The sequence below is a fragment of the Empedobacter sp. UBA6305 genome (assembly GCF_002440405.1).
GTDB lineage: Bacteria > Bacteroidota > Bacteroidia > Flavobacteriales > Weeksellaceae > Empedobacter > Empedobacter falsenii_B.
Genome location: NZ_DJTP01000038.1, coordinates 39051 through 51194, shown reverse-complemented (window position 1 = coordinate 51194; position 12144 = coordinate 39051). Strand labels below are relative to the sequence as shown.

Below are 12144 nucleotides of genomic sequence, written 5' to 3'. Positions count from 1 at the left end.
ACGAAATTATGCAAAGACTTTCGAAGGGTTTAAAACCAGAATTTTAGCTAAAACTACTGCACTTACTTTGGTTCAGTACATTAATAAAACATACTTTAATCGAAATATTAATAATCTAAAAACTCAAATTATTTAATATGCACAACGGGTAAGAATCATTCATTTTCAGAATAACTTCTGTCTTGGTAAATGGATATTTAATTCTTTTCAGAATTTTCTCTAAATCTTCTGTTGTATATTAGGAGTGGAGTCAAAACCTGTAATTCCTTTTTGTAATTTCATAAATTTTGGTCGTCAATATATTTTAAAAGTAATATTTATTCTTTCAATTTATTTGATTCTCAATTTTAGGAAATTGTTAAATTTTTAAATTATATTTTATGAATCTGATATGATTTATTGTGCCTTATTTAACAAATTCATTACCTTTGTTTCTTTACTTTTGAGAATAACAAAACCATAAATTATTATAACATGAAAAAACTTATATTTTCGGTATGTTTTACAACTATTTCGTCTATTATTTCTTTTGCACAAACTAAAAAGGAGAACATAAAAGTAATCTACAACACAGATTTTATTTTAGATTTCGATAAGATCAAAAGTAGTATCCCTGCTGCGTATCAAGCGAGTTTCAAAAGTGAAATAGATCGCGGAATTTCGGTGAAATTTGTATTGGAGAGTAATGGTAAAATGTCTTCTTTCAAACCTGAAATTAAAATTGATAATAATCAATCCAATGACAATTCTATTGTGCAGATGATTATTGCTGCAGAAGCAAATCCACAATATAAAGATTATGAAAAAAATGAATTTTATAATGTGAAAGATTTTGGCGTGAAAACCTTTTTGATTAAAGATAAAATCTTTGATTATCAATGGAAAATCACAAAAGAAAAAACAGAAATAGCAGGTTATAACGCGACAAAAGCAGTTGGAATAGATGAGGAAGGAAGAGAGTTGATAGCGTGGTATACAACAAGTTTACCTTATAGAGATGGTCCTTATCGTTATGCAAATTTACCAGGATTGATTGTGAAAGCAGAAATGTCAGAAGATGAGTTCAAGGCTATTTTTACAATGAAAGAAATCGAAGTTTTAGATAAAGATATTGTGATTACTTTGCCAACAAAGGGAAAAGTTGTGACAGACAAAGAATTTATGGCGGAAATGAAAGCAATGAATGAACGTCATAAGCAAGTAAATCAAGGAGTTGATAAATAACAAAAGAGAGTTGCAGAAATGTGACTCTTTTTTTGAATAAATATTATTGATTTAATCAATCAATTAAACGAATAATCATTTTAATTTTTGATAATTCTAATCTGTTACTTTTGGAAAAATTAGATATATGACAAAGAAAGGAAATCACTACAAATTAACGTTAGAACAGACCGAATTATTAGACAAAGATGCACCATTACAGGCTCCAATCGTTTTAGATTTTATGAATCATGATGAGATTTTTAAGATTATTGAAATGATAAAATCTAAAAATCCGTTCGAAAATGAAAATCAATCAGTAGAATTTGCAATAGGTTTAAAGTTGTTTTTGGAAGTGGTTATGAAGAATAAAAACAATCCAATTTTTGAGGATTTACTTCCTGCGATAAAAGTTTTTATGCCTAAATTGAAAGAAAATTTAAAGTAAAAAAAGATGATTTGGCAAAATGAACTAACAGCATTATTTGGCGTAAAATATCCGATTATTCAAGCGCCAATGTTTGGAGTAACGACATCAGAAATGGTTGCTGCAGCAAGTAATTGTAACTGTTTAGGTTCTTTGCCAATTGCTGATTTGGATGCAGAAAATTCATTGAAGCGAATTTATCAAACCAAAAAATTAACGAATAAACCTTTTGCTATCAATATTTTTGCGAACGATATTCCTGAAATCACACCAGAATTAAAGCAAAAGTATAATGCAACAAAAAATAAGTTAATTGAGCTTGCGCGTCTACAAAACTTTGATATCGTTTTTCCTGAGATTGAAGCTGTAAAACCAAATGGTTATAAGGAACAAATAGAAGTAATTTTACAAGAAAAGTGCAAAATCTTGAGTTTCACTTTTGGCAATTTTGACGATAATTCTATTAATCGTCTTAAAGAACATCATGTGACATTAATAGGGACTTGTACAACGCTGGAAGAAGCGATACAATTGGAAAAATCGAATATTGATGTGATTTGTGTACAAGGAATTGAAGCAGGTGGGCATCGTGGAACATTTAATCCAGATATTTTGCCTCAAATTGGTGGCTTTTCATTGTTTTCGCAAGTAAAGGATGTTGTAAAAAAGCCGTTGATTTTTGCTGGTGGAATTTATGATACGAAAACACTTTTGGCTGCTAAACAATTGGGTGCAGATGCTTTTCAGATTGGTAGTTTGTTTTTGTGTTCCAATGAAAGTGCTTTAAAATCCTTCGAAAAAGAACGATTAAAAAATGTAAGGGAAAGTGAAATTATCTTGACGAAAAGTTTTTCTGGAAGATATGCACGAGGAATTGAGAATGAATTTATTCATTTATTTGAAAACTCTGAGTTTGTTTTACCTTATCCTTATCAAAATAAATTAACAAATCCGTTGAGAAATGCTTCTAAATTGAACGAAAATACAGCGTTTACTAATTTATGGTTAGGACAATCTTTTAAAAATTTTGAAGAAGATTCTACATCTAATCTTCTTCAAAAATTAATTGATTCTGTGGAAAATTATCAATAATTATCGCATCGATTTTTCAATTCTTCTATCTGGAATTAGCCATAGTAAAGCAATTAAAGCATAAATGACAATACCAATTTCTGGTTTTACAAATGAAATTCCGATTCCAGCCAAATAACCAATACTCGAAGAAATTTCTTTAAAACTTCTACTCACAGATTTCCCAATTATTGATTCTTTTCCTTCTTGTTTTACAGCGATTTTTTCAATAATCATAAATGCTACACTGCTCATAAATAAGACAAATCCATAAAAAGCAACTGGAAAAGTTGAGTCGTAATTTTCGCCCATCCAACCTGTGGAAACTGGTAATAAAGACAACCAAAAAAGCAAGTGCAAATTACTCCATAAAATTCCGCCATTTACTTTCTCAATCGCCTGAAAAAGATGATGATGATTGTTCCAATAAATTCCAACATAAATAAAACTGAACAAATAATTCAGAAATTTTGGGATATAAGGTTTCAAACTCATTATATCATCTCCAAGCGGAACTTTCAGATCCAAAACCATAATGGTAATAATAATTGCAAGAACGCCATCGCTAAAAGCTTCTAATCTGTTTGTAGTCATAGGTTTTATTAGTTTTTTTATTATTCAGAATGATGCTAATTTATCAAAATTATCGTAACAATTAGGGATTTGTTTTAAAATTTCTATTATATTTATTTTCATAATTTTAAACAAAGTTTCTCGTAAATAGAGATAGTTTTATGAATACTTTTATTGCAATTCTGAGAGGTATAAATGTGAGTGGTAAAAAAATCATCAAAATGGATGTTTTAACCAAACTTTTAGAGGAACTTAGACTGGAAAATGTTACCACTTACGTGCAAAGTGGAAATGCAGTTTTTTCGACAAATTTGACTGATATCAAAGAAATTGGAGATTTAATTCACGATAAAATTGTAGAAAGTTTATCTTTTGAAGTTCCAATTTTGATTTTAACCATCGAAAAATTAAAAAACATCATCGAAAATAATCCATTCTTAAAGGATTTTAGCATCGATAAAGAGTTTTTGCATTATACATTTTTAGCCAATAAACCTGAGGAAATAAATACTGAAAAAGTTGAAAATTCGAAAACTGAAGATGAACAATATTTTATTGCTGATGATGTCGTTTATTTGTATTGTCCTTCTGGTTACGGAAAAACAAAATTGACCAATAATTTTTTCGAAAATCTATTTAATGTAAGTGCTACTACACGTAATCAAAATACAACAACTGCTTTATTGCAATTAGCATTGATGAGAGAAAATTAAATTACAGATATAAAAAAAACCGTTATTAATCATTTAATAACGGTTTTTTATCTTTTTGAATGAAATTATTCAGCGATTAATTTATCTAATAAATCATTAATTTCTTTATCGTTCCAATCTCTCGTTTTTGTTTCTTTCAACACAACTTCACCTTTTTTATTTAAGATATAAGTTGTTGGAAAAACCTTTGGTAACATATTATTCGAAATTGGACTATTTGGCTCATAAACTGGCATTGTATAATTATTTTTTTGCAAAAAAGGATTAAAAACTGTCGGTTTATCCTGAATAGCAATCAATACAAATTTTACTTTTTGTCCTTTTGCTTCATACAATTTCTGAATTGTTGGCATTTCTGCAACACAAGGAGGACACCAGCTTCCCCAAAAATTTAGGAAAACAACTTCACCACTTTTCTTGAAATCAATCAAGTTTGTATTCGCAGCGCCGTTATGACCAATTAAATCAATATCATAATCACTTTCTGTTAATTCTATATCAGAACCAGCAACGTGGCTATTATCTTCCATTTTACTTTTAAAAAATGTACCAATTGGCGTAAACATAATAGCGACTAAAGCGACAACTACAACGATGGCAAAAATAATTTGCTTATTTCCTTTCATTTTTCTTTTTCAATAAAATCTTACACAAAGATGCGAACAAATATCAAGTTGAACAAATAGAAAAAAATGATTAATTACCGATGTTTTCGTCAATCAAATCTAAAATTTCATTTACAATATCTTCACCTTTATTATTGTTGTAATATTTTTGTAAATCTTCGTGAAAATCATCTGCTGAATACGTATCAGGATTACTTTTGAAACGCGCCAACATTTCCATTCCAGCTTGTGGACGAGGACCAAAACGGAAAGCTTCTTCATTTTCATCATTCACTCCAATAATAATCGGAATAGAAGCTGCACCATTTGTTTTGTATTTTTCCATCAACTCCATGTTTTCATCACGTAAAACATAATGCGTCGAAACTTGAAGTGCATTTGCCAATTTCTCCACAACAGGTAAAATTTGAGATGCATCTCCACACCAACCTTCTGTAATTACTAATAATTTTAAATTATTTGTAGTTGATTTAACGCGTATTTCTTGAGCAGGATTTAAACTGAATGTTTTAAAAATTCTGTTCATGCGTTGCAATCCCAAAGCATAATATTGTACATATTCTTTCGGATCATCGTTTTCGATTTCGTTTTCCAAATCATCTTCAACGCGTGTGATATAATCTTCGTATGATAAACCTTTGTTGATGTATTCTGTTAAATTCATTTGATTCTAATTTGTTACAAATATAAAGCAATTCTACGAGCTTATTTTGTAACAATGATGACATTGTTTATCGTTAAAATTTGGTAAATTGCGACTTTCGAAAGTAGAAAAATGTATCAAAATCCATTAAAAAAAACAATAGAATATTTAAAAGGTGCTGGACCTGAGCGTGCTAAAACACTGCAAAGTGAATTCAGAATTTTTAGATACGAAGATTTGATACAGCATTTTCCTTTTCGTTATGTTGATAAATCGAAATTCTATAAAATTTCAGAAATTTCATCAACAGCAGCCGAAATACAATTGAAAGGTAAAATTGTTAGTTTAGAAGAAATTAACCAAGGAAAAGTAAAACGTTTAGTTGGGAAATTTCAAGATGGAACTGGAACTTTAGAATTAGTTTGGTTTAAAGTTTCTTCTTGGCAAAAGGAGAAATTAAGAAATGATCTTTTCAAAGAAGTTGTGATTTACGGAAAACCAAATGTGTTCAATAATAATTTTAGTATTACACATCCTGAAATTGAATTAGTTGAAGACGCTAAAAATATTCCGCTTGGATTATTTCCAGTTTATCCGAGTACCGAAAAGTTGACAAAAAAAGGAATAACGAATCGTGTTCTTCAGAAAATGATGATGAATCTTTTTGCTGAAAATAATGATATTCCTGAGAATTTACCATTAAATGTTCTCGATCATTATAAATTAGTTGGAAGAAATGAAGCCTTAAAAGCAATTCATTTTCCAAAAGATGTAACAGAATTAAATGCGGCAATTCGACGTCTAAAATTTGAAGAATTTTTCTTTCTAAATCTTGCTAATCTCTCTCAAAAAGCAGTCAATAAACAAAAGAATAGAAGTAATCCTTTTCCAGAAATTGGTCGTTATTTCAATACATTTTACAATGAATATTTACCTTTTGAATTGACAAATGCACAAAAAAGAGTGATAAAAGAAATTCGTTTTGATCTTCGTCAACCTGCGCAAATGAATCGTTTGTTGCAAGGTGATGTTGGTTCTGGAAAAACGATGGTTGCGTTGTTAACGATATTGATTGCAGTTGACAATGGTTTTCAGGCGGCTTTAATTGCGCCAACCGAAATTCTTGCACAACAACATTACGAAAGCATTACAGAATTGCTGAATGGTTTGGATATTTCGGTTGAATTATTAACGGGTTCAGTGACAAAGAAAAAACGTCAACCTATTTTAGAAAACCTTGAAAATGGAAACCTTAAAATCATTATTGGGACGCATGCATTGTTAGAAGATAATGTGATTTTTCAGAATTTGGCATTAGCTATTATTGATGAACAACATCGTTTTGGAGTCGCTCAACGTGCAAAAATTTGGAGAAAAGCTAAACTTCCACCACATATTTTAGTGATGACAGCCACGCCAATTCCACGTACACTTTCGATGACAATGTATGGCGATTTGGATGTTTCGGTGATCGATGAATTACCAAAAGGACGAAAACCTATTAAAACGCTTCATAAAACTGATGCACATCGTTTGAGTGTTTTCAAATTTATGAAAGATGAAATTGCGAAAGGTCGTCAAATTTATGTGGTTTATCCATTAATTGAAGAATCTGCAAAGTTAGAATTGAAAGATTTGATGGATGGCTACGAAAGTATTTCTCGTGCTTTTCCGTTGCCAGAATATGCGATAAGTATTGTGCATGGTCGTCAAAAACCTGCTGATAAAGAATTTGAAATGAATCGTTTCAAAAATAATGAAACCCAGATTTTAGTTGCGACAACTGTGATAGAAGTAGGTGTTAATGTCCCAAATGCTTCTGTTATGATTATTGAAAATTCTGAACGTTTTGGACTTTCTCAATTACATCAACTTCGTGGCCGTGTAGGTCGTGGAGCGGAACAATCGTATTGTATTTTGATGACGGGAGGGAAATTGAATGAAGTATCGAAACGTAGAATTCAGACAATGTGTGAAACCAATGATGGTTTTCAGGTAGCGGAAGTAGACTTGGAATTGCGTGGTCCTGGTGATATGATGGGAACGCAACAAAGTGGAGTTCTCAATCTTAAAATTGCTGATTTAGCGAAAGATAAAGAGGTTTTGTATGCTGCAAGAAAATGTGTAGAAGCTATTCTTTCACAAGATCCAACACTTTCTTCTTCGATTTATGAGCCAACAAAAAAATATTTTATTGAAAATCATAAAGATAAAGTTGGCTGGAGTCAAATTTCTTAAAATTTAACATGAAGGAAACCATTTGTATATTTTTTGGTATAATTTATGTTTATTAAAAAACAAATACAAAATACTGAATTTTATTAGAAACTTTTAATTTTATCAGTTGTGTTAAATGAAATTAACATTAAAAATTGTTTTTAACACAATATTAGCGTCAACCAAAAAATTATAGATTATGATGTACACAAATTTAGAACTTATCAGAACTCCACAAGGAATAGAGGTTGAAGGAAACTCTTTATGGAAATTTAATCAACACTTGAATTTAATGGTATTAATCGCTAATGAATCGATAAAAATTAAACCTTCTATGTCTTTTCAACGATTTAGAAAAAATTAAATAATATCTCTCAAAACCGCTAAATAAGCGGTTTTTTTTATTTCTAAACTTCTTTATCATTTTTATTTATTCATTTATTGCGAAATAATATATCACCTTTTTCTTCCATATAAATAATTGAATTGTAATTATTATAAAAATTAATTATATCTCATAGTTTTTATAGATTTGATTTATAATTGTATCCGGTTTAGTTTTGCTCTGTCTTAAAATGATAAATAAAGAATAAAACTATAATTATAATCAAAAGAAGTTTAGTATTAAGTTTAGCATTCCTTTCTACGATTGGATTTGCGCAACAATTAACAACAAACACAGGCGCTCCACTTGGAGAAAATCAAAATTCTAAAACAATTGGAAATAACGGACAAGTTTTACTAGAAGATATTCATTTAATTGAAAAATTAGCAACATTTGATCGCGAACGTATTCCAGAACGTGTTGTTCATGCGCGTGGAGCTGGAGCTTTTGGAGAATTTGTAGCTGATAAAGATTTTTCTGATGTAACGATGGCTGATTTCTTGTCTACAGCTGGTAAAAAAACACCATTATTTGTACGTTTTTCAACTGTAACGCATCAACAAGGTTCACCAGAAACTTATCGTGATCCACGTGGATTTGCTGTGAAATTTTACACAGAACAAGGAAATTACGATTTAGTTGGAAACAATTTACCTGTTTTCTTTATTCGGGATGCGATCAAATTCCAAGATATGGTACATGCTTTCAGGCCATCTCCTGTAACAAATGGCGCATCTGATCCAAATCGTGTATTTGATTTTTTCTCTAATTTACCAGAGTCCACGCATATCTTAACGTGATTGTTTTCAGATTACGGAATTCCTGCAAATTTTCGTCAAATGGAAGGAAATGGTGTACATGCTTACAAATGGGTAAATGCAAAAGGTGAAGTAACTTATGTGAAATACAAATGGTTACCTTAACAAGAAACGAAAAATTTAACACAAGAAGATGCGAATAAAATTCAATAGACTGAAATAGAACATGCAACATAAGATTTACGTAATGAAATCGACAAAGGAAACTTTCCGAAATGGGATTTATATGTTCAATTATTGAAACGATAAGATTTTGATAAATTAGATTTCAATCCTGTTGATGTAACGAAAATTTGGCCAAAATCTGTTGCAAAATTAGTTAAAGTTGGAACAATGACATTGAATGAGAATCCAACGAATTATTTTCAACAAGTTGAACAAGCAGCATTTGCTCCAGCTACGTTGGTTCCAGGAATTGAAGCTTCTGAAGATAAATTGTTACAAGGTCGTATGTTTTCCTATTCTGATACGCAACGTCATCGTTTAACGGGTAATTTCTAACAAATTCCTGTTAATGCACTAAAAAAAGTGTAAAAACATATAATCAAGACGGATATATGTCGATCCGTGAGCAAAAAGGTGATGTAAATTATCAACCTTCAACTAATCTTCCTGAGGTTGTAGATAATGCAAAATTCAAATATTCAAAATCTTTTTTTCCTGCAGGAGCTATAACAACTCAGCATGTCATTGATAAAGGAAAATAACTTTGTACAAGCTGGAGATTTGTACAAATCATTCTCTAAAAAAGATCAAGATAAATTAATCAAAAATTTATCTGGAGCTTTAAAATCGGTTAAAAATAAAGTAATTGTTCATAAAATGATTGCACATTTTTACCAAGCAAATACAGAATATGGAACACGTTTGATGAAGGCTACAAATACTTCTATGAACAATGTAAAGCAATATTTACCAAAATAATTTCTATTGGTTTGGAGTCGATAGAGTTCGACTCCATGACTTTCATAAAATCAATATTATCATGAAAAAGTATATATTTTTAGCCTTATTTCTATTCAGTTTTTCATCTATTTATACACAAGATTTGTTTAGTGCGGCGAGAGAAAATAATGTGAAGCAAATAGAAGAGTTAATTTCTAATGGAAAGCATGTAAATGAAGCAAATCAACGTGGATTTACACCTTTAATTTTAGCGATTTATAATAACAGTTCAGACGCTGCGAAAGTATTATTATCAAAAGAAGCAAATCCTAATGCGCAAGATTTATCTGGAAACAATGCGTTGATGGGAGCCGCCTTTAGAGGATTTCCTGAAATGGTAAATTTACTAATTGCGAATAAGGCTGATGTTAATCAAGTGAATTTTAATGGAGCTTCTGTTTTGATTTTTGCTGTAACATTTGGTCAAAACGAAATTGCCAAAAAACTAATCGAAGCTGGTGCAGATTTAAACATTAAAGATAACAATGGTAAAACTGCTTTAGATCATGCTATTTTACAAGAAAATAAAGAAATGATTGAATTATTATCGATCAAATAATTTTTATATTTTAATCTAATCAAAAAGCCATTCAGAAAAATTCTGAATGGCTTTTTATTATTTTGCAATAAAGACCGGAATATTAACGCGATGCCTTAATTTATTAATCGTTTCTCCAAAAATAAAATCCATAAAACCTCGGTGTCCGTGCGAACCAACAATCAACAAATCTGCTTGATTTCGTTTACAAATTTCAGCAATTGAATTGATTCGATTATTGTAACCTAATTCGATTTTAGTTTCATTAAACAAAGGTCGAATGATCTCTGCATATTGTTCTAAACGTTTCAAATCTGACAGAGATTCTTCATCATTCGTACGCTCTCCCGTGTATTTTGCAGAAGCACTTTCGACAATATGAACCAAAATAATGGTAGATTCTGTAGTAGCTAATTGTGTCGCATAATTAATCACTTTTCTATCCGTTTTCGAAAAATCTAACGCAACAACAATCTTTTTGAAATGTTGATTCGAAATTTCTTCTAACGTAAACTTCTCAAATGGTTCATGAATTTCCTTTTGATGTTCTTCATTTTTCTTCAACATAATTGGAATAAAAAATGTCAGCAATAATAAAACTAAAAGTCCTATTTCTAACGCTATAAGAAAAATATTTAAAGTGTAAGATTCACTATTTGCCATCCATTTATTAACTTCTTCATACACCAATTGCGCATTCAGAAATGAAATAATAAAAGCGATTGTCCATGCAAAAAATTTGGTTGTTGTATTGATTGCAAAATTCCCCATTTTCGCTTTATCACTCACAAAATGAATCAACGGAATTACCGCAAAAGCCAATTGCATACTTAGGATAACTTGACTGAAAATTAGTAAAGAACCGACTTCTTTTTCTCCAAAAATAAGAATGACTACAACTGCTGGAACTACGGCTAATAATCGTGTCAAAATTCTTCTCAAAACAGGATTAATACGTAGATGTAAATATCCTTCCATCACAATTTGTCCAGCTAAAGTTCCTGTAACTGTAGAGCTTTGTCCAGCTAAAATTAAAGCAACTGCGAATAATTTTGGAGCCAAATCTGTTCCTAAAGTTGTCCCCAATAATCTATAAGCATCGCTCAGTTCTGCAACATCGTGATAGCCGTTTTTATGGAATACGGATGAAGCTAAAATTAAGATTGCAGCATTGACAAAGAAGGCTAAATTCAGAGCAATTGCGCTATCCCAAAAGTTATATTTGAAGGCTTTTTTGATTGAAAAATCATCGCGTTTTATTTGCCGCGTTTGGACGAGTGCAGAATGTAAATAAAGATTATGCGGCATTACAGTTGCGCCGATAATACCAATGCTGATATACAATGCAGCGCTATTTGGAATAGATGGAATAAATCCTTTTGCAACTTCTCCAAAATCTGGTTTTGCTAAAAACATTTCGGTTAAAAAACATAAACCAATCATCGTGATTAAACCAACAATGAAAAGTTCCATTTTTCGCATGCCTAATTTTTGAAGATAAAGTAGGAGAAAAGTGTCTAAGAAACTGATTAAAACACCATAGATCAAATCTATTCCAAAAAGTAAATTTAGACCAATTGCCATTCCCAAAATTTCTGCTAAATCACAAGCTGCAATAGCTATTTCGGCTAAAATATACAAGATGAGATTCATTCCTTTCGGATAAGTTTCTCGGTTACATTGCGCCAAATCTTTTCGTCGAACAATTCCCAAACGTGTACATAAACTTTGTAATAACAAAGCCATTATGTTACTCATCAATAAAACCCAAATCAAAGTATAACCAAATTGGCTGCCGCCTGCTAAATCGGTTGCCCAGTTTCCCGGATCCATGTAACCAACGCTTATTAAGTAGGCAGGTCCAAAAAAACTTAGGATTTTTCTAAACTTTCCTTTTTTGATTTGAACACTTTCGTGCACATCTTCTAATGATTTGGATTGATTTGGCATTGAATGATATTTCTAATTCAAATTTATGTAAAAAT

General features: G+C 30.7%; 11 protein-coding genes and 2 pseudogenes. 9 read left to right on the top strand and 4 right to left on the bottom strand.

Annotated features, from left to right (window positions below; translation table 11 throughout):
* From B3M86_RS09195 to B3M86_RS09180, 4 genes and pseudogenes are all read left to right on the top strand, one after another.
* A pseudogene (locus B3M86_RS09195) lies at positions 1-136 on the top strand (IS982 family transposase); the annotation flags it as partial.
* Between the two features lie 338 nt (positions 137-474).
* Positions 475-1224, top strand: coding sequence for a GLPGLI family protein (locus B3M86_RS09190; RefSeq protein ID WP_291075880.1), 750 nt, complete (start codon positions 475-477; stop codon positions 1222-1224).
* Positions 1225-1351: 127 nt separating this feature from the next.
* Complete coding sequence (locus tag B3M86_RS09185; RefSeq protein WP_221854444.1) at positions 1352-1651, top strand: DUF3861 domain-containing protein; 300 nt, start codon at positions 1352-1354, stop codon at positions 1649-1651.
* A gap of 6 nt (positions 1652-1657) precedes the next feature.
* On the top strand, positions 1658-2722 hold the full coding sequence (locus B3M86_RS09180) for an NAD(P)H-dependent flavin oxidoreductase (RefSeq protein ID WP_221854445.1): 1065 nt from the start codon (positions 1658-1660) through the stop codon (positions 2720-2722).
* Here B3M86_RS09180 and B3M86_RS09175 read toward each other — a convergent pair whose 3' ends face one another.
* Positions 2723-3295 (bottom strand): TMEM175 family protein, encoded by a 573-nt coding sequence (locus B3M86_RS09175; protein WP_115000259.1) that lies wholly within the window; start codon positions 3293-3295, stop codon positions 2723-2725.
* A gap of 140 nt (positions 3296-3435) precedes the next feature.
* On the opposite strand from B3M86_RS09175, the gene B3M86_RS09170 reads away from it, so the two are divergent.
* A complete protein-coding gene (locus B3M86_RS09170; protein ID WP_115000257.1) occupies positions 3436-3987 on the top strand; it encodes a DUF1697 domain-containing protein in 552 nt (183 codons plus the stop codon).
* Between the two features lie 65 nt (positions 3988-4052).
* Here B3M86_RS09170 and B3M86_RS09165 read toward each other — a convergent pair whose 3' ends face one another.
* Together B3M86_RS09165 and B3M86_RS09160 are read right to left on the bottom strand one after the other, a co-directional pair.
* Positions 4053-4613, bottom strand: a complete 561-nt coding sequence (locus tag B3M86_RS09165) for a TlpA family protein disulfide reductase (protein WP_115000255.1) — start codon at positions 4611-4613, stop codon at positions 4053-4055.
* Between the two features lie 70 nt (positions 4614-4683).
* Positions 4684-5277: a thioredoxin family protein gene (locus B3M86_RS09160; protein WP_115000253.1), complete on the bottom strand. Its 594-nt coding sequence runs from the start codon at positions 5275-5277 to the stop codon at positions 4684-4686.
* A 111-nt stretch (positions 5278-5388) separates the two neighbouring features.
* On the opposite strand from B3M86_RS09160, the gene recG reads away from it, so the two are divergent.
* The 4 genes and pseudogenes from recG (at position 5389) to B3M86_RS09125 (ending at position 10180) form a co-directional block, all read left to right on the top strand.
* Positions 5389-7494 (top strand): ATP-dependent DNA helicase RecG, encoded by a 2106-nt coding sequence (gene recG / locus B3M86_RS09155; RefSeq protein WP_291075879.1) that lies wholly within the window; start codon positions 5389-5391, stop codon positions 7492-7494.
* 178 nt (positions 7495-7672) lie between these two features.
* On the top strand, positions 7673-7837 hold the full coding sequence (locus B3M86_RS09150; RefSeq protein ID WP_280051470.1) for a hypothetical protein: 165 nt from the start codon (positions 7673-7675) through the stop codon (positions 7835-7837).
* Positions 7838-8076: 239 nt separating this feature from the next.
* A pseudogene (locus B3M86_RS13880) lies at positions 8077-9600 on the top strand (catalase).
* 61 nt (positions 9601-9661) lie between these two features.
* Positions 9662-10180, top strand: coding sequence for an ankyrin repeat domain-containing protein (locus B3M86_RS09125; RefSeq protein WP_291074434.1), 519 nt, complete (start codon positions 9662-9664; stop codon positions 10178-10180).
* 57 nt (positions 10181-10237) lie between these two features.
* Here the strand turns inward: B3M86_RS09125 and B3M86_RS09120 are convergent, their stop codons facing one another.
* Entirely contained in the window at positions 10238-12109 is a 1872-nt protein-coding gene (locus B3M86_RS09120; RefSeq protein ID WP_291075875.1) for an Nramp family divalent metal transporter, read from the bottom strand.
* Positions 12110-12144 lie beyond the last annotated feature (35 nt).

What these genes read in the sequence shown, in the direction of transcription:
- B3M86_RS09150 (WP_280051470.1), top strand. Translation starts at nt 7,673, where the DNA reads ATGATGTACACAAATTTAGAACTTATCAGAACTCCACAAGGAATAGAG.
- B3M86_RS09120 (WP_291075875.1), bottom strand. Translation starts at nt 12,109, where the DNA reads ATGCCAAATCAATCCAAATCATTAGAAGATGTGCACGAAAGTGTTCAA.
- B3M86_RS09125 (WP_291074434.1), top strand. Translation starts at nt 9,662, where the DNA reads ATGAAAAAGTATATATTTTTAGCCTTATTTCTATTCAGTTTTTCATCT.
- recG (WP_291075879.1), top strand. Translation starts at nt 5,389, where the DNA reads ATGTATCAAAATCCATTAAAAAAAACAATAGAATATTTAAAAGGTGCT.
- B3M86_RS09165 (WP_115000255.1), bottom strand. Translation starts at nt 4,613, where the DNA reads ATGAAAGGAAATAAGCAAATTATTTTTGCCATCGTTGTAGTTGTCGCT.
- B3M86_RS09180 (WP_221854445.1), top strand. Translation starts at nt 1,658, where the DNA reads ATGATTTGGCAAAATGAACTAACAGCATTATTTGGCGTAAAATATCCG.
- B3M86_RS09185 (WP_221854444.1), top strand. Translation starts at nt 1,352, where the DNA reads ATGACAAAGAAAGGAAATCACTACAAATTAACGTTAGAACAGACCGAA.
- B3M86_RS09170 (WP_115000257.1), top strand. Translation starts at nt 3,436, where the DNA reads ATGAATACTTTTATTGCAATTCTGAGAGGTATAAATGTGAGTGGTAAA.
- B3M86_RS09160 (WP_115000253.1), bottom strand. Translation starts at nt 5,277, where the DNA reads ATGAATTTAACAGAATACATCAACAAAGGTTTATCATACGAAGATTAT.
- B3M86_RS09190 (WP_291075880.1), top strand. Translation starts at nt 475, where the DNA reads ATGAAAAAACTTATATTTTCGGTATGTTTTACAACTATTTCGTCTATT.
- B3M86_RS09175 (WP_115000259.1), bottom strand. Translation starts at nt 3,295, where the DNA reads ATGACTACAAACAGATTAGAAGCTTTTAGCGATGGCGTTCTTGCAATT.